Genomic DNA, 18211 nt, shown 5'->3' with positions numbered 1-18211 from the left:
ATTCTCGCGCTTCATTTGTAACGCGCGGCGGCTTTGCTTTTGGAAAGGTTCGGAGCCATGACGTAACGTGCCGCAACGAATTTGTCCCAGTCGGCGACATCCGGCAGCGACGGAATGGTGACCAATTCGCCCTGATCCAGCCCCGACAATGCCGCGTCGACCATCTCGCCCGCTTCCATGACCATTTCTGCCGGGATCTGCGACGCGTCGATACCGGAGCGCTCCCAGATTTCAGTACGTGTGACCCCTGGCAACACAGCCTGGACCTTGACCCCGGTGCCATCAAGCTCTGCGTTCAACGACTGGGTCAAACTCAATACATACGCCTTGCTGGCGCTGTAGGTGGCGTTGAATCGCTCGGGAAACAGCGCCACCACTGACGCGATATTGATGATCGTGCCCCGACCCGCCTTGGCAAAACTGGACGCCGCTGCCGAAGCCAGACGTGTGACCGTCGTGACGTTCAACTGGATCATCCGCTCCAACTGATCGGTATCGGCATTACCCAGCAAGCCATCGGCCGCCACGCCGGCATTGTTCAACAGCAAGCTGATGCTCGAATCGCTGCGCAAGCGTTGCTCGAGTTTGAACACGTCATCCTTTTGCGTCAGATCCGCCTTGACCACCTCGACCTGAACACCATATTCAGCGCGCAATTTGCTCGCCGCCTCGTCCAGCCGCTGCTGATCGCGAGCAACCAGCAGCAGATCAAAACCACGTGACGCCAGACGCTGCGCGTAAACCGCGCCGATACCGGAAGAAGCACCGGTGACGAGGGCCGTACCTTGGGACTGAACAGAATTCATGGCAGTGCTCCTGTGAAATGCTAAAGGGAAAGCCTGGCGCGGAATGTCAGGGCGCCTCAGCGGCAAACGAATTTATTATAGGCATAATCTAATCTGCATATGATAGCCATAATTTTCACAGCGCCGACAGAAGGTTTTTCCCGGCAGTGTTCGCCGGGATGCAAAAAGGCCGGTCAATGACCGGCCCCTTGGCGTTGAATAATGAGCTTAGTTCACTTCCAGCTTCTCGCGATTGCGATCCAGGATCGCCTTGCCGATGCCCTTCACTTCCAGCAATTCGTCCACCGAAGCGAATGGCCCGTTAATGTCACGATACGCAACAATCGCATTAGCCTTGGCCTCGCCTATACCAGACAACTCGCGCTGCAAAGTTGGCGCATCGGCCACGTTGAGATTGACCTTATCGCTCTGTGCCTTCGAGGTCACCTCTTGCATTTGCGGCACATTGCCAGCCTCCTTTACAGCAGGTGCTGCAAGGGCAGCTGTGGAGAAGCTGGTGAGCAGGGCAAAAACCAGGGAGTAGAAATAGCCAGTACGCATAAATGACGCTCCATGACATCGATTGAGGAAGCAGCTTTTCCGAAGCTGCCTCCCAAACTTAGGCGATGTCTGGAGCCTGTCAAAAACGTGTCTGTTGCGGGATATGAAACAATCAGGGTTCGAGTCGACGTTGCTGGTAGATCCAGTCGACGATGTCGCCGTCTGGGGTGTAGCCGCTGACGGTGTCGCTCAGCAGTTGCCGGACTTTTGAGTAATCATCCTGATCAACCGCCGTCAACAACGCCCGTAAACGGCCCTTGAGCACATCCCAGGGCAGATGATCCTCATTGGCGCTCATGATCATGGGATGTTGTGTTGCCGACACGTTATCGCCAATCAGCAACTCCTCGTAAAGCTTCTCCCCAGGACGAAGACCGGTGAATTCGATCGAGATGTCGCCTTGCAGGTTTTTGTCCGAACGCACACTCAAGCCGGACAGATGGATCATTTTCTCTGCCAACTCGACGATCTTCACCGGCTCGCCCATGTCCAGCACGAACACATCGCCCCCCTGCCCCATGGAACCCGCCTGGATCACCAACTGCGCGGCTTCGGGAATGGTCATGAAATAGCGGGTGATTTTAGGGTGAGTCACCGTCAACGGCCCACCGGACTTGATCTGGCTGTGAAACAGTGGAATGACCGAACCGGACGACCCGAGCACATTGCCGAATCGAACCATGGTGAAACGTGTCTTGTTGACCCGGGACACATTGGCCTTATCGCCGAACAGAACCGGCGCAATCTCGCGACTCAAGGCTTGAAGCGTCAACTCGGCCAGGCGCTTGGTGCTGCCCATCACATTCGTCGGACGAACCGCCTTGTCGGTGGAGATCAATACAAAGTTGGAAACACCTGACTGCAACGCCGCCTGAGCGGTGTTAAGCGTGCCTATGACGTTGTTCAACACCCCCTCGGCGATGTTGTGCTCGACCATGGGCACGTGCTTGTAAGCCGCGGCGTGGTAAACCGTGTCCACCCCCCAGGTCTTCATGACATCCAGCAGTTTGTCCTGATGACGAATGGAACCGAGAATCGGCAGAAGCCGGACTTGAACCGAGTCGCGACAACCGCGCTGCTCCAGTTCCGACAGAATGCTGTAGAGGTTGAACTCGCTGTGGTCAAACAGCAAAAGTGTGGTCGGGCCAAGGACGAAAATCTGCCGGCAAAGCTCCGCACCGATCGAACCACCCGCGCCAGTCACCATGACTGTCTTGCCTTTGATACAACGCTCGAGCAGATCCGGTTGCGCCGGCACCGAATCGCGCCCCAGCAAGTCGGCAATGTCCACTTCCTGGATGTCTTCGACCTTTACCCGGCCACTGGCCAGATCGGTGAAGTTCGGAACGCTGCGAATGTGCAGCGGGAAACGCTCGAGAAACGTAAGAATTTCCCGACGCCGCGCACGCGTGGAGGATGGCAGCGCCAGAAGAATCTCCTGAGCGCCCGTCTCATCGATCATCTGCTGAATATGCTTGGGTTTGTAGACCTGCAGACCGGCAATCACCCGATCCGCAATGCTTGCGTCATCATCGATGAAAGCCACAGGGCGCATGACCCGGCCCATGCGCAGCGCTGCAACCAACTGATTTCCCGCCACGCCTGCACCGTAGATCGCAACCTTGGTCAGGCCGTCATCGCGGTTGGTAAATGGCACATGATGAGCCCCGGAGAACCAGTCCCCCATGAAGTATTGACGCATGCACAGGCGCAAACCGCCGATGATGACGAGGCTAAGCCACCAGTAGTTGAAGACGATGGAACGTGGCACTACCGCTTCGTGATTGCTGTACCAATAGACCACGAGCGCCAGGACCAGCGATGAGAGGCTGACGGCTTTGACAATGGCGATGAGTGCGTCGTTTCCGAAATAGCGCATGACGGCGCGGTACATGCCAAAACGGATGAACAAAGGGATGGCAACAATGGGCGCGCAAACGAAGAGCCAGAAATGCACCTTGAACGGGTTGTACATATCGTCCACACCTAACCGGACAATAAAGGCCAACCACAAGGCAGCCCAGACCAGTACAATATCCGTGGCGACCTGAATCAACCGTTTTCGGCGTCGGGGCAGTCCTACCAGGTACTCTCTGATTTTATCCATAAACCCTTCAAACACCTCAATCACTCCTTTCAGCGCCCCCTTCGCCATGGTGAAATTTCAAGGGCGCATCACGATGACTCTAAACCTAAAAGACACGCTAGTTACTGCTTAGTTCTTGACCAGCGGAACTTCCAGTTCTCCGGCGTGAAACTTTACCGCCAACACGATCAACGGTACGTAAGCCAGCATCACCCCCAAGGCACCGTCCAGACCAAAGCGCGTCACGCAAACGGCGATCGGTACCAGCCAGAACAGATTGATCACGCCCACCGTGACAGTCACCGGCAAGTGCTTGCCAAAGCGACGTGAAGCGAACTGGTAGGCATGACTGCGATGTGCCTCATAGATTTTGTCTCCTCTGAGCAATCGACGAAACAGCGTGAACGTCGCATCAACAATAAACACCCCAAGCAAAATCAGCCAAGCCCAAAGCATAGACGGACTCAACCATGCTGCCTGTAGGGAAAGTCCGCCCAACACAATGCCGAGAAACCCGCTGCCGGCATCGCCCATGAAAATCTTCGCGGGTGGAAAATTCCAGAACAGGAAACCGGCCACGGACGCGGCGAGCAGCAGAGGCCCCCACATCAGACTGTCGAGCCCTGACAACCAATAAAGCAGGCAAGCCCCGAGGCAGGCACAGATGGCTTCGACACTGGCAATACCATCGATGCCGTCCATGAAATTGTAGAGATTGAGCAGCCACACCAGATAGAACGCGGCGAGCACATGACCTGCCCATCCCAAACTGACATCGATGCCGAAGACTTCCACGGGAGGCAATCCGCCCATCCAGGCCAGAAACCAGATTGCCGCAGAAAAATGGCCGAGTAAGCGCCAACGTGCAGCGATATGGCCGTGATCGTCCATGAAACCGATGATCGCAATTATGGCGCCTGCAATAGCCATAGCCAGGAAGTGGGCTAATGGAATCCGGCCCATCAAGAACAAAAGAACCAACGCAAAAAGAAAAGCCACAACGATGGATACCCCTCCGCCCCGAGGAGTAGGAGTCGAGTGCGAGCTCCGCGCATTGGGGACATCCATCAAGCTGCGGGACAACGCATATTTACGCAGTTGCGCAGTCAGGAAAAAAGAAATGCCGGCAATCACCGGAATAAACCACACGCAACTCATGACTTTCGAGAATCCAGAAAATGTTGTGCTGTAAGACTCAAACCATGATCCAGACTGACTGGAGGAGTCCAACCCAAAAGTTGCCGATTTTTGCTGAGATCGACCTGCAAAGAGCCGAAAAGACGTTGAGCAAGGGCCTGCTTGCCGAGCAAAGTTGCCATTGTGCTCATTAACCAAACGGGTATGGGAACGAGATGTGCCGATTTCCCCATGCACCTGGCAAGCTTGCGCAACAGATCAGAGGTAGAAACATCATCACCGTCGCTCGCCAGAAAGGTTTGGTTGGCCGCTGCTGGATGATCGAGGCAGGTCACTATTAAATCTACAAGATTATCCAGGAAGATCAGACTGCGACGATTCCTGATAGCGCCAAAAGGCAACGGTATCCCCTTACAAAGCCACTGCATCATGCTCAGAAAATTGGCTTTTACCCCGGGGCCATAGACCAGGACGGGGCGAATAATCACTATCTCCATGCCGGTGACCGTCGCGAGAGCTTTTAAACCTTGCTCCGCTTCAAGCTTGGAGAGTCCATATGGATCATCGGGGTTTGGAACATCATCTGCAGTGAAGGGCACACCTGCCAACGTACCCTCTCCGTTGACCTTGATAGAGCTGATGAAAATAAACCGCTTTACTCCAGCGTCGGCAGCCTGGCGAGCGAGATTCAGAGTGCCCTCGACGTTCACCTTGCGAAATGCAGCAAGGGCGTCAGCAGCCTGCTCACGCATCACATGAACCCTGGCGGCAGCATGCACAACAACATCGACGCTCTTGAGTAGCGCCTTCCAGTCGGTCTGGCCATCAATATCGGAGATTTGTACTGCATTCACCCCTTGGGGCAGAACCTCGCCAAGCGTTCTGAGGGGCAGAATGAGATTATTCCCCCCCATCGATGCGAGACGCAGAGCAACAGCCTTTCCTAAAAAGCCGGAACCGCCAGTAACTAGAATGGACTTGGAGATCATCTTTAAACTCGAGGGTGTGTAGATGATTCAACTCAACAAAGATCGATAAACCTTCGCATAAGAGTCAACCATTCGCTCCGCTGTAAATACCTGTTCAAAACGCAATGCGGCCCGTCGGCCCATCGCACTGCTTTCTTCAGGATTTTCCCAAAGCGTAATCATAGCCTGCGCCAATGCATCGGGATCACGGGGCGGGACGACGAGTCCGGTTTCACCGGCAATGTTTATGTAGGTTGTGCCCGTGCCAATCTCACAAGAGATAAGCGGCTTGCCAAACATTGCGGCTTCAAGAAGCGAAATACCGAATGCTTCAGAACGAAGATGAGAGGGGAACACCAAGCCGCAGCACAACATCAGCAATGCAGTTTTATCAACGTCTGGCAGGCCACCAAGAAAGTGAATATTGGTAAGACCCAATTTCATGGCCTTGGCCTTCAACTCGGCCTCCATAGGTCCCTGCCCCAAAATAGCGATCGGAAACCGTGCCTTGCAAGCGGCCTCGAGCAGATAATCCAGACCTTTGTAATAACGCAGGGCCCCGACAAAAAGAAAAAACCGCTCTCCCAGCTGCGCCTTCCAATAACTCAACTTCTCCGAAGGAACATCTGGATAAGTATTTTTGTCCAAACCAATCGGGATGACAGTGACTTTATCCTTAAACCGCTGGAGTGTCGGACTGCTTTCTATATATTTTGGAGAGGATGCGATAATTCGATCTACGCTACCTAAAAAACCGTGCATTAAAGGCTGGTACAACTTTAGCAGGGTTTTCTGCTTAACAATATCCGAGTGATAGCTAACAACCGTAGGCTTACGTATGCGCGATACAAAATGCACCACATCCATGAAAGGCCATGGAAAGTGATAGTTGATAATATCGGCCTCTTTGGCCAACTCGGCAAAATCCTTGAATGCGGAGACGGAAAATCCAGTAGAGGCCACATGCAAATCCAATCTTGAAGTGTGCGTCAAATGCCCTTCGAGAGGAACATTCCGTGAAGCTCCATTCTTGCTTAAAGACAAGACTTCAGAGTGAATGCCATGCCTCGCACCGCCCTCTGCAAGTTGAAAGATAACCTGTTCAATTCCTCCCATTGTTTCAGGATAGTAAGTTTTGAAAAAATGTAAGACTTTCAACCTTGATCTTTCCTTACAAGCAACCGCGCAGGAACGCCAATATAAGTTCCAGGCTCAACTAAGTCACGGTGCGCGCAAGCGGCGGCACCCAACATCACGCTATCACCCACACTTACGCCATCAATGACGGTGGAGCTTGCTCCAAGGAAACAGCGACTTCCTATCCGGCACCTACCTGCCACGGTTGCATTAACGGAAACATGCGTGTAGTCACCCACAATGCACTCATGCTCGATAATTGCACCCGTATTGATAATGCATCCCGAACCCACAACCGCCATAGGCCCCACATGAGCATGGTGTGCAATCAAGGTACCAGGCCCAACGTTAGAGCCAAAGCCGATAGTCGCCGTTGGAGCAATTAGAGTAGCAAGAGGCCAACCGCGCTTAATGATTTCTTCGATCTGCGCCTGACGGGCAGCGTTATCGCCGGACGCAGGCATAACAGACCACCCGTCAGGTAGCTCCAACATCCATTCAGAAAGAACAGGGAAGCCACCGAAGTTTTCATTAGGCCGAGCATTACTGTCTATGAAGCGGAGTTGTTTTACACCAAGTGATAGCGCCACATCCGCAACGCTACGGGCGTGCCCACCAAAGCCAAGGATCAACACCCCGTTCATCAACGCCATTATGCGACCTCTTCAACCACTTTATCTGTTTTTGATATTTTAAGTAAAACATCGATATGTTCATCAACTACATTAGCCCATGACCGCTCGGCCAAAGACTGATAAGCAACTGACTGGACCTTCAAAACATGCTCTCTGTGATCGAGTGCCCATTCGATTTTATCAGCGATATCTTCCCAGCTATAAGGATCAAAAAAAGTGACGTCCTGCAGCTCCGGATCTGTCAGAACCTCCTCACTTACAGGTATTCTCGCCATCACGACCGGTGTAGATACCGATAAAGCTTCAGTAAATGTAAAAGGGCACCCCCCCTCACTCAGACTTGGGTTAACCACTAAGTCTGCCAACTTGTAACATGCCGCCAATTGCTGAATACTGAGTCCATGCAAGCACAGCACATCATTCTCTAAATGATGTTTCTTAATAAATGACTTCACCTCGGAAGAGGCTTCAGGGCGACCAGTCAGTATTAACTTATGCTTGATCAACCTCTTTCTTAAAAGACTCTCGTATGCGCGAAGCAATGAAATTACATTTTTATTCGGCCTAAACTGACTTGCATAAAAAATAAAATCAACCTTCACATTGCCAAACCCGGAAGTATAATCTGGATTTGATGATCTCTTCAAAGCTGATTTAAAAAGCTGCTCGCAGTAATTTATCGATGTCGATTCATTATCTGGATATCCATTGACAGCCACCCAAGGACTGAGATCATTAGGTGCATGATGTATTACAGAAACGTTAGACCCTCGAACTCCGAATTGCTCGACCAAGGTGGACCATTTAACTGCGTTACTGTAAGTAATATAATTAGAACCCGCTTCAATGGCAGACTTTACATCGTAAAACACTTGGGCAAACCTGTTCCCCCCAATAGTTGAAAATGCCACAGGAAAATCCGATAAAACGACATCAGGTACACACATTACGCGGGGCGCTTTAATTTTATTGAAAGCGGGCCAAAATGCAGTTGGGCTATACCACGCTTTAACATGAGATAAGCCATCAACCAGCTTCAACATCCTATCAGCTTCTACGCGAGCAATACCATTGTAAAGGCGCAATACTAAAGCGTCATCTTTGGGAGTTCTCAACAGACGTCGAAGTCGCGCAATTTTTTTTGTAATCGGCTTGAAAAAACTACCAAACTTAGGTTTCATCAAAAAACAAAAATAACAAAACATACCAATCAACAACAGAGGCGAAACTAAAACCAGCAAGAAGCTGAGCAGGAACCCCTCTATAAAAACAGAAAACATATCACTGTAGGAGTTAGCCTCAACCAAGCGTCGTTCTACTCGGTCAAAAAATTTCATCTTGACTGAATTTCCGAACAATGAAATGCGACGCATCAAACTACTTTTAGCCCTTCTTTCCTTCCTTGCTTTATACGCCTCATAAAGCCTCAACACCATCGGCTCTTTATCAGGAGCAACGACATCAAAGGAAGCTTTACTTACCCCCTCACTTTCAAACAACTCAGCCAAGCCTTCCTTTGACCAACTAGGGCAAACTAAAACGAAGCGAACATCCTCTCGCTCCGAGGCGCCCTTTAAAAAAGCTGCAAGGTACCGACCTAATCCTTCATGACGAAGATCAACCCCAGGAGCGTAGGCCAAATAGATACCAAAATATTTTACAGGCATTCGCGCACCACTCCCCAATACTTACCTGCCAGTTTAGCAACACTTTGCTCACTAAAATCAGCTGAAGTAGGCAGAGAACTCCTAATAACTGAATGCCGCTCCTCCATATATTTAAGCTGCTGAGCCATTTTTCGTGGGGAACCCGAATCCATCCAAGTTAAATTTATTCTAAATTGCTCATCAATTTCGCGCATCGGTGGATAGTCACTACTTAGAGAAGGAACCCCAAGACAAGCAGCTTCAATCACGCTAAAGGTTCCATTATCAATAGTACCCGCATGCCATAAAAATGCCGACTTTGAGAGTGCTCCTGTGTAGTCTACTTCTGATAACTCACCCAAAACTCTAAACTTGCTACGCAGCTTTTCGCTACCCTTAACCAGACTTGCCAATCCTTTCAAATGGTCAAGCGGGCTTTTTAACAATACATCTGTGTTCACGCCGGTTACATGACAACTTAGCTTACCACCTAGTTCTTCATAATAAATTTTGAGAGCCTTTAGTGCATTTTTATGATTCTTATGCAAACTCAAATTTGTAGTCCACAAAAAATAACCTGCACTCTCTTGCTTTTTTAATCCGTTGAAAAACAGCGGTGCCAGCATGGGGACTTTAGAAACCGCAGCCTCCGTTACACCTGCGTATTGAAGAGCATCCAACCTTGTAAACTCTGTTGTCACCAATATCTTACGAGCAGATCGAGCCGCATCAATAAATGGCAAATCCGCCCCATTACTTAGAAGGGGGACATAACGTTGCAAATAGTCATACACCATAAGCAGGATGGGTCGTAGAGGGAGCAGTGGTGCTGTAAGGCGATCAGAAATAACAACCCATGCGTCACAATCCATAAGCTGTTTAATGCCGTCATCGGGGACGACATAACTACCCGATACTGGTTCCCACCCTTCACGACCTGAATAATGCATAGCTCTTCGGGCAGCGTCCTGATCCAAGACTTTCCAATTAAAAGATCTGACCTTCACATCTTTATGTAAATCAGAAAACTCTTCAGGCGAATACACCTCGTCATTATCAAGGTGCAGCAGTACAATTTCCGCGGGTTCTCCCCATTGTTTACTTCCTTCCAGTAAGGCTTCCGCAAGCAACTTAGTTCCTCGCAGACTACCTCCCCTGTATCCTACTGGGACAATAATAGCAATGCGTTTTCTTTTCACCGGGCGAAGAGCTTGTTCCTTTTTAGTGATTGCAAGCTCTGTCAGCACTCTCTCAAACCCAAGCCTCCAACTAGGCTCGCAGTTTTCAGCCTTCATCGCCTCCAAAAGAACACTTTGAGCATCACGAATGCTGTTAATTAGCTTCCAATCATCATTCAGTATGCGTTTGATTTTATCTCTCGCATCTTTAATGGTCAGGCATCGACCCGGAAGCTCCTTTCCGCCTAATGAATCCAGCATCCCACCAGCCATGAATACCAAAGGCATTCCCGCCCTAACAGCTTCAAACGGGTGGTAATGAACATGGGTCAGCTCGGTAGAATGGTAAAACATGACCCGCATTTCACGCATATTTCTCTGGTGTTCTTCATCCGTAACATACCCCAGAACATCCTTCGATGAACTACGAATCGACTGAGCGCCACCTACTGCATAAGGCAGGCCTTTGAAGTTCTTTTCGAATTCATTGAATACGCCCGAATAATAGCTGTTAGTCTCGATATCCGGACAAATAAAGAAAATTCTCTTATCGCCGCCAACCCACCCATCAAGAATTGATGAATCGGCCATTCCTAATGGCAGATAGAGACTTCTTTTAGCCATCCACTGAGGTTCTTTTGCGGAAAGATTCTGATAAGCCTGAGCAAACCAGAAACGTTCACCCAAGCCCTTCAGCTTATAAACTCCATCATCTGGGGAAATTAGGTTAAGTATATCGCCATGGGTCAAGCCTTGTACTTGCCCATACGCACGCCAAAGGATCGCCCCGTTGAAGTTACTCGATATATTCCGGACAATTTCCGGTTTATTTACAATAAAAAAAGCAACATCAAAATATTTATTTGCTATTCCCCACGCTTCAACCGTCGGAGCGCCATACCAATCCTGATCATTCAGAATTTTTAGTTCAGCTTCCGGGATATCTAATGCCTGATCCTCAGAATATGTAACAGAGGCTGAACGAAAGCTAGGTAATTGAGGGTAGTTTTTTGGCGTAAAAACCCCTTTTACACCTAAGCTCTTCAGCATCTTAAGTTCAAATTTTCGTGCAGACGTGTGATTTAGAAGCCACATCACCCTGAGGGAGTTATTTAACATTTCACAGGCCATTTATTTTATTGTATTCATTAACTGCCAGGGCAATCTCTCCATCAAAAACAAGATCACCATGATGAAATACTAACCCTCGATTGCATATCGACTGCAGAGCGCTAAAGTCATGAGAAGCCAGTACAAGTATTTCCGCCTGCTCAATAAGGCTTGTGATTCGATTTTTAGCTTTCGACATGAAATTGGCATCGCCGGCTCCAATCACCTCATCGAGTAGCAAGATATCTCCACCTACTGTCGTAGAAATCGCAAATGCCAAACGCACTTGCATACCGGCTGAGTAGGTCTTGATAGGGTAATCAATAAATTCCCCCAAACCGGCGAAGTCAACTATCTCCGCTTCTTTTTCACGCATGAATTTCGGAGACAATCCTAGCAATAGACCACGGTAGAGAATATTTTCCCTGCCAGTAGCATCCGGCTCGAACCCCAAGCTCAGATCGAAGAGCGAGCGTACCTGACCTTCAACTCTTAAAGTTCCGCTTGAGATCGGATATAGTCCTGCGACAGTCTTAAGAAACGTACTTTTACCCGCACCGTTGTGGCCTAACAGGCCAACACGCTCACCACTATTTATCTCCACGTTGATGTTTTTCAACGCGTGGATATCACAAGCCTTTGAAGCGTTAGGGCGCTTACGAAATGCACTAGCCATCAAAGACTTCAAGGAGCGCTCCTGATAGGCAACAGAAGCATAATGAAGATTTACATTACTTAATAAAATCCTATTATTTCTCATAGGTAAAAGATCACTTTCCGCTCGGACTTATATCCAACCAAAATAGCTACGACACCAAAAAACACCGCCGTGCCAATACTGAACATATAATTAGAAACTGTTGGCCATTGCCCTTGCAGCAAGGGCGCACGAATTAATTGTAGAATATGGTAAATAGGATTGTAATCTACGAGCGCATGTAACCCTCCATTTTGAAACATCTTCGCTTCAAAATACACTGGAGACACGAACCACAATGACTGCATTACAAGACCAAGTGCATGGGGAACATCGCGAAAACGCGCACTGATATAGGCTAGTATGGTTGATACAGGCCACGCAATAAGTGCCAATATCGGATAAATTGTCAGCGTTGCCAGCCAGCACCAACCAATATTTTGTGGCAGTACAACGGCAACCCAACCATAGAGAGATAGACTAGCCAGCATTAAGACTATCGCACTTCCCACAACACCACGCAGAGTATAGATTGCCAACGGGTGATTGCATTGCTTTATATAAGCATCTGCTTGAACAAACGATAGAGAGCCGCCTACCGTATTTGCCGAAATATACTCCCACACAATAATTCCGGAGAGAATATAAGGCGCGTACGTAACAATATCTGTATTAAAAAGCCTGCTAAAAACAAGTGTCAATAACAAAGTCAACCCAAGCGGCTGGATTATCGACCAAGTCACTCCAAAAAAAGATCGTCTCCATCGTGACCTTAAATCTGCTAGTGCTAGGTGCACCCAAAAATACCGGGCGGCCCATACACGAGAAAAATACGAAAGCATCTTTTCACCTGAGTAAATTAATAAATCCAGAAATTCAGTTAAGACTTGATATTCTGAATTCCACTTGGCAATCGGGGTTGATTACTCAACCCCGATTTCCTGCACTTTAGTCGGCGAAGTAGCTTCGAATCTCGTCAACTACGCTCTGCACCTGTTCGCGGGTCAGCGTCGGGTAGCTCGGAAGGTTCATCCCTCGTGAACTAAGGTCCTGCGCGACCGGAAAGGTTTCATCCGTCTTGCAATGCGGCATGGTGTTAGCGGGAGCAAACAGCGGACGTGTCTCGATGCCTTTGTTTTTCAGGTGATCACGCAGCGCCTGACGCTGGCTAGCATCATCCAGCAGCACCGAGCACATCCAATAGGAGTGACGTGTTCCAGGTTGTTCTGCATGCATCTGCAATGGAAGACCTTCGAGCGCTTCACGATACCAGTCTGCTACCTGGCGCTTGAGGGCGATGATCTCGTCTGCGCGCTCCAATTGAGCCAGGCCAATGGCTGCGCAGATGTTGGTCATCCGGTAGTTGTATGCCAACTCGTCATGCCAGTATTCGCGAGTCTTGGACACACCCTGGCTCTTGAGGTGACAGGCTCTTTCGTGAATGTCCTTGTTTTTGCAAACCACCATCCCACCCTCACCGGTGGTAATGGTTTTGTTTCCGAAGAAACTGAAGGTAGCGACATCACCAAAAGTACCGACATGCTGATTCTTGTACAGGGAGCCGAAGGCTTCTGCACAGTCTTCAATCAACAGCAGGTTGTGCTCTTTACACAGAGCGACGACTGCATCCATGTCACAGCTCAAGCCGTACAGGTGCACGACCATGACCGCTTTGGTTTTCGGCGTGATGCGGCTGCGAATGTCTTCAACACTGACGTTCCAGGTATCTGCCAGAGACTCGGCATATACGACGCTCGCGCCTGTTTGCATGATGGTGTTGACGGACGCGACGTAGGTCAGCGTCGGAACAATCACTTCATCGCCAGGCCCAAGCCCCAACGCAGCCATTGCCAGATGAAGGGCAACGGTGCCATTGCTCACAGTGGTCGCGTGTTCTGCACCAATGTATTGGGCAAATTCGCTCTCAAAACGAGAGATAAACTCTCCGCGAGAAGAAATCCAGGTCGAATCTAGACACTGGTTTACGTATTCTTTTTCACGACCGCCCAAGAAGGGCTGATATACCGGAATCATCCCAGCCCCCTTTATTCCTGGCCTTTGAAGTATTTAAAGCCGTGTTCAGCGACCAGTTTGTCGCGTTTGGCTTCACTCAAGTCTTCACGCATCATTTCTTCTACCAGCTCATTGAAGGAGGTAGTAGGTTCCCAGCCCAGTTTGGCTTTGGCTTTGCTTGGGTCACCCAACAGCGTCTCAACTTCGGCAGGACGGAAATAACGTGGGTCGACGGCAACGATGCATTTGTTGGTTTCGACGTCGTAACCTTTCTCGTCTACGCCTTTGCCTTCCCAACGAATCTTGATACCGGCTTCATTCGCTGCGACTTCAACAAATTCCCGCACGGAATGTTGTTCGCCGGTCGCGATCACGAAGTCTTCCGGTGTTTCCTGTTGCAGCATGAGCCATTGCATTTCCACGTAGTCACGGGCATGACCCCAGTCACGCAGGGCGTCCATGTTGCCGAGGTACAGGCAATCTTGCAGACCAACCTTGATACGTGCCAGGGCGCGGGTGATCTTGCGGGTTACGAAGGTTTCACCACGGATCGGGGATTCGTGGTTAAAGAGAATGCCGTTGCAGGCATACATGCCATAAGACTCGCGATAGTTCACGGTGATCCAGTAGGCATACATCTTGGCGACGGCATACGGGGAGCGTGGATAGAAAGGCGTGGTTTCTTTCTGAGGAATTTCCTGAACCAGACCGTACAGCTCGGAGGTGGATGCCTGATAGAACTTGGTCTTCTTTTCCAGCCCGGCGATGCGGATTGCTTCAAGGATGCGCAGGGTGCCCATGGCATCAGTGTCAGCAGTATATTCTGGTGACTCGAAGGAAACGGCAACGTGGCTTTGCGCCCCGAGGTTGTAGACTTCGTCCGGTTGTACTTCCTGCACGATGCGAATCAAGCTGCTCGAATCAGTCAGGTCACCGTAGTGCAGATTCAGATCATAGCCTTTCTTATGCGGGTCATGGTAGAGATGGTCAATACGATGAGTATTGAACAGGGAGGCGCGGCGTTTGATGCCGTGTACCGAATAACCTTTCTTGAGCAGGAACTCAGCAAGGTAAGCACCATCTTGACCAGTAATACCCGTAATCAACGCTACTTTCTTATCGCTCATTTTTTCACCAATTTGAATTAATCAATAGAACAGTAAATCTCGACCGGAGGGTCAGCTTGTTCGCTGCCCCTCCCCTTCCATCTGGAAGTGAGACTCGTTTTTTCATTCCATATGCTTACTGTTCAGCAATCCCTCAATTTCTTTGACTTTTAACGCCACCAACGCTGGATCCCTTCTGCTTTCCACATTCAATCTCAACAAAGGCTCGGTATTTGAACCTCGGAGATTGAATCGCCAGTCAGGAAAATCCAGACCTATTCCATCCGTTTGATCGAGGTGAGGCGCTTGAGGCATGTAGTGCTTCAACACTTCCTCCAGCGCCGCCGCTACATCGCTCACTCGATAGTTGATCTCACCACTGCATGGATATGCGGCGATGCGCTCATCAACAAGCTGCGATAATTTCTTGCCCGAAACAGACATCAACGCCGTCACCAACAGCCAGGGAATCATGCCGCTATCACAGTAGGCAAAATCCCGGAAATAATGATGAGCGCTCATCTCGCCGCCGTAGATCGCATCCTCCAGACGCATGCATTCCTTTATGAAGGCGTGCCCGGTCTTGCATTGTACTGAAACACCCCCCGCCAATCGAACCTGGTCGATTGTGTTCCAGGTCAATCTCGGGTCATGGATGATCCTGGAGCCCGGGTTCTTCTTGAGCAGCATTTCTGCCAGCAGGCCCACCAGGTAATAGCCCTCGATGAAACGGCCGTCCTGGTCGAAAAAGAAGCAACGATCGAAATCACCATCCCAGGCCAAACCCAAATCGCAACCGTTATCCAGCAACGCTTGCCGTGTCAGGCTGCGGTTCTCTGGTAGCAGCGGATTAGGCACTCCGTTGGGAAAGTTGCCATCGGGCTCGACATTGATCATCACCCACTCGAATGGCAGCTTTGGAATCAAAGCCTGCAACACAGGGCCGGCCGCGCCATTGCCTGGGTCAGCAAGTATTTTCAGTGGCTTCAGGTCCGCAACATTGATGTAGGTAAGAAGGTGATCAATGTATCGGGTCTTATCCAGCTCGAATCGAACCTCCCCGAGGGTAGTGGCAATCGGTCCCAGATCACCGCTCTCCACCCGGTCACGTATGGCATTGAGCCCTGTATCACCGCTGATAGGTCGCGATTCGGACTTCACCAGCTTCATCCCGTTATAGCCCTTGGGATTGTGGCTCGCCGTGATCATCACGCCACCGTCCGCCTCAAAGGCACTGGTCGCAAAGTAGACTTCTTCGGTTCCGCACAAACCGATATCGATCACGTTTGCACCCGCATCGAGCAATCCGCGAGTCATAGCTTGCGCCAGCATGGGGCTTTCAAGTCGCATATCCCGTCCCAGCACAATGTTCTTGCCCTGTAACTCGGCAACCATTGCCCGGCCTATACGGTACGCGACGTCTTCATTGAGATCGGAAGGCACTTGGCCACGAATGTCATAGGCTTTGAAACACTGGGTTTTGATAGGGGTGTTCATACCACTCTCTTGCTGAGGTATAGGCTATGAGAGGGCCAAACCGGACCTCCACGCATGCGTCAGGATGGAAATGTATCAGGCCTTGGCAAATTGCAAAAAAACCTGGTCGATGAATACCTCATCGACCCGGCTTGCGATGGCCTTACTTGTCGGTGCGACCGTAATTATCTTCGAAGCGCACGATATCGTCTTCGCCCAGATAGTCGCCACTTTGCACCTCAATGAGCACCAGGTCTATGACCCCTGGATTCATCAGGCGATGCTGATGACCAGCCCGGATAAAGGTGGACTCATTGGTGTGCAGCATCAGCTCCTGCTTGTCGTTGATGACCACGGCCGTGCCACTGACGACGATCCAGTGCTCACTTCGATGATGGTGCATCTGCAGGGACAAGGACGCCTTGGGTTTCACCACAATGCGCTTGATCTTGAATCGTTCGCCGTTTTCCAGGGTCGTGTAAGTTCCCCATGGGCGGTGCACAGTCCGATGCAGCAGGTGGGCCGTATGGCTGCTGGCCTTCAGCTGGCTAACAATATGCTTTACATCTTGAGCGTGGTTCTTGTGCGCGATCATCACCGCGTCGGGGGTATCGATGACCAACAAGTCTTCAACGCCAACCAGCGCCGTCAGACGACCATCGCTGCTCACATAATTGTTACGCGATCCGTGAGAGAGCACCTCTCCTTCAAAGCGGTTGCCGTTCTCATCAGGTTCGGTCAACTCACTGACAGCATTCCACGAACCGATATCGCTCCAACCGATATCACATGGAATGGTGGCCACTTTGGAAGAGCGCTCCATCAATGCATAGTCGATGGAAATATCCGGCACCTCGGCGAACGCATCGGCATTGAGCGCGAGGCAGCGATACTTGGAAGATGAGGTGAGGCGTGATTGCTCGATGGTACTGCTGACCGCGGCCACGACGTCCGGTGCATGCTCGCGCAGCTCTTCGAGAACCGTGCCAACCCGGAAGCAGAACATACCGGAGTTCCAGTAATAGTTGCCTGCGCTAACATAACCTTGAGCGGTGTCGAGGTCGGGTTTTTCGACAAAGCGGGCGACTTTCAGCCCCCCCTTCAATGGAGCATTTTTTTGCGCTTCGATGTAGCCGAACCCGGTTTCCGGGTACGTTGGCTGGATACCAAATGTGACCAACCATCCTTCGGAAGCCAACGCCATGGCATTTGCCACGGCTGCGGCAAACGCTTTTTCGTCCTGGATCAGATGGTCTGCGGCCAACACCAGCATCTGGGCATCAGGCCCATGGGTGGCCTCCAGTTGAAGCGCAGCGGCTGCGACGGCGGCGGCTGTATTACGACCGAAAGGTTCCAGAATGAACCCTTGAGCAAGTTTGGCATTATTGACCGCGCCGTACTCGTCTTCAGTCTTGAACAGGAGCTCGCGGTTGGTGACCGTCAGAATCTCCACAACACCTTCCAGGCGCGCTGCACGCAGGAAGGTTTTCTGGATGAGATTCTGACCATCCGGCAGTTCCATGAACGGCTTCGGATGCGCCTCCCGAGAAACCGGCCACAACCGGCTGCCCACTCCACCAGACAAAATTACAGGAATCAGTTCCATGCTCTAAATCCTTAATCCCCTTCTGGCAGGTACGGCCAGCAAGCGGGGCTCAGTTATGTTTCCAGTCATT

The 18211-nt window shown here is 50.5% G+C and carries 15 protein-coding genes; all 15 read right to left on the bottom strand.

Annotated features, from left to right (window positions below; all coding sequences use genetic code 11):
* Nucleotides 1-11: 11 nt before the first annotated feature.
* Complete coding sequence (locus tag LAB08_RS07610; RefSeq protein ID WP_096512798.1) at nucleotides 12-806, bottom strand: SDR family NAD(P)-dependent oxidoreductase; 795 nt, start codon at nucleotides 804-806, stop codon at nucleotides 12-14.
* A 207-nt stretch (nucleotides 807-1013) separates the two neighbouring features.
* The gene (locus LAB08_RS07605; RefSeq protein WP_096512799.1) at nucleotides 1014-1346 is read right to left on the bottom strand and encodes a ComEA family DNA-binding protein; all 333 of its coding nucleotides are present in this window, start codon (nucleotides 1344-1346) and stop codon (nucleotides 1014-1016) included.
* A 112-nt stretch (nucleotides 1347-1458) separates the two neighbouring features.
* Complete coding sequence (locus LAB08_RS07600; protein WP_096515517.1) at nucleotides 1459-3453, bottom strand: polysaccharide biosynthesis protein; 1995 nt, start codon at nucleotides 3451-3453, stop codon at nucleotides 1459-1461.
* Between the two features lie 108 nt (nucleotides 3454-3561).
* Nucleotides 3562-4590 carry an MraY family glycosyltransferase gene (locus LAB08_RS07595; RefSeq protein ID WP_096512800.1) on the bottom strand — a complete coding sequence of 343 codons (1029 nt, stop codon included), beginning with the start codon at nucleotides 4588-4590 and terminating at the stop codon, nucleotides 3562-3564.
* A complete protein-coding gene (locus LAB08_RS07590; RefSeq protein ID WP_096512801.1) occupies nucleotides 4587-5558 on the bottom strand; it encodes a UDP-glucose 4-epimerase family protein in 972 nt (323 codons plus the stop codon). Before LAB08_RS07590 ends, LAB08_RS07595 begins: the two co-directional genes overlap by 4 nt.
* A gap of 27 nt (nucleotides 5559-5585) precedes the next feature.
* Nucleotides 5586-6695, bottom strand: a complete 1110-nt coding sequence (locus LAB08_RS07585) for a glycosyltransferase family 4 protein (RefSeq protein WP_197706304.1) — start codon at nucleotides 6693-6695, stop codon at nucleotides 5586-5588.
* On the bottom strand, nucleotides 6692-7327 hold the full coding sequence (locus LAB08_RS07580) for an acetyltransferase (RefSeq protein ID WP_096512802.1): 636 nt from the start codon (nucleotides 7325-7327) through the stop codon (nucleotides 6692-6694). The genes LAB08_RS07585 and LAB08_RS07580 overlap by 4 nt, the downstream gene beginning before the upstream one ends.
* The gene (locus LAB08_RS07575) at nucleotides 7327-8976 is read right to left on the bottom strand and encodes a glycosyltransferase (RefSeq protein WP_254007504.1); all 1650 of its coding nucleotides are present in this window, start codon (nucleotides 8974-8976) and stop codon (nucleotides 7327-7329) included. The genes LAB08_RS07580 and LAB08_RS07575 overlap by 1 nt, the downstream gene beginning before the upstream one ends.
* Nucleotides 8967-11183 (bottom strand): glycosyltransferase, encoded by a 2217-nt coding sequence (locus LAB08_RS07570; RefSeq protein WP_254007503.1) that lies wholly within the window; start codon nucleotides 11181-11183, stop codon nucleotides 8967-8969. Before LAB08_RS07570 ends, LAB08_RS07575 begins: the two co-directional genes overlap by 10 nt.
* 70 nt (nucleotides 11184-11253) lie before the next feature.
* A complete protein-coding gene (locus LAB08_RS07565) occupies nucleotides 11254-11931 on the bottom strand; it encodes an ABC transporter ATP-binding protein (RefSeq protein WP_254007502.1) in 678 nt (225 codons plus the stop codon).
* A gap of 68 nt (nucleotides 11932-11999) precedes the next feature.
* Nucleotides 12000-12782 carry an ABC transporter permease gene (locus LAB08_RS07560; RefSeq protein ID WP_096512805.1) on the bottom strand — a complete coding sequence of 261 codons (783 nt, stop codon included), beginning with the start codon at nucleotides 12780-12782 and terminating at the stop codon, nucleotides 12000-12002.
* A gap of 106 nt (nucleotides 12783-12888) precedes the next feature.
* The gene (locus LAB08_RS07555; RefSeq protein ID WP_096512806.1) at nucleotides 12889-13974 is read right to left on the bottom strand and encodes a DegT/DnrJ/EryC1/StrS family aminotransferase; all 1086 of its coding nucleotides are present in this window, start codon (nucleotides 13972-13974) and stop codon (nucleotides 12889-12891) included.
* An 11-nt stretch (nucleotides 13975-13985) separates the two neighbouring features.
* Entirely contained in the window at nucleotides 13986-15080 is a 1095-nt protein-coding gene (gene gmd / locus LAB08_RS07550; protein WP_096512807.1) for a GDP-mannose 4,6-dehydratase, read from the bottom strand.
* Between the two features lie 102 nt (nucleotides 15081-15182).
* Nucleotides 15183-16556: a phosphohexomutase domain-containing protein gene (locus LAB08_RS07545; RefSeq protein ID WP_096512808.1), complete on the bottom strand. Its 1374-nt coding sequence runs from the start codon at nucleotides 16554-16556 to the stop codon at nucleotides 15183-15185.
* 142 nt (nucleotides 16557-16698) lie between these two features.
* Entirely contained in the window at nucleotides 16699-18141 is a 1443-nt protein-coding gene (locus tag LAB08_RS07540; RefSeq protein WP_096512809.1) for a mannose-1-phosphate guanylyltransferase/mannose-6-phosphate isomerase, read from the bottom strand.
* Nucleotides 18142-18211 lie beyond the last annotated feature (70 nt).

This window comes from Pseudomonas izuensis, assembly GCF_002356535.2.
GTDB classification, from domain to species: domain Bacteria; phylum Pseudomonadota; class Gammaproteobacteria; order Pseudomonadales; family Pseudomonadaceae; genus Aquipseudomonas; species Aquipseudomonas izuensis.
The sequence above is the reverse complement of the archived record's forward strand: the minus strand, read 5'-3'. Positions and strand labels throughout refer to the sequence as shown.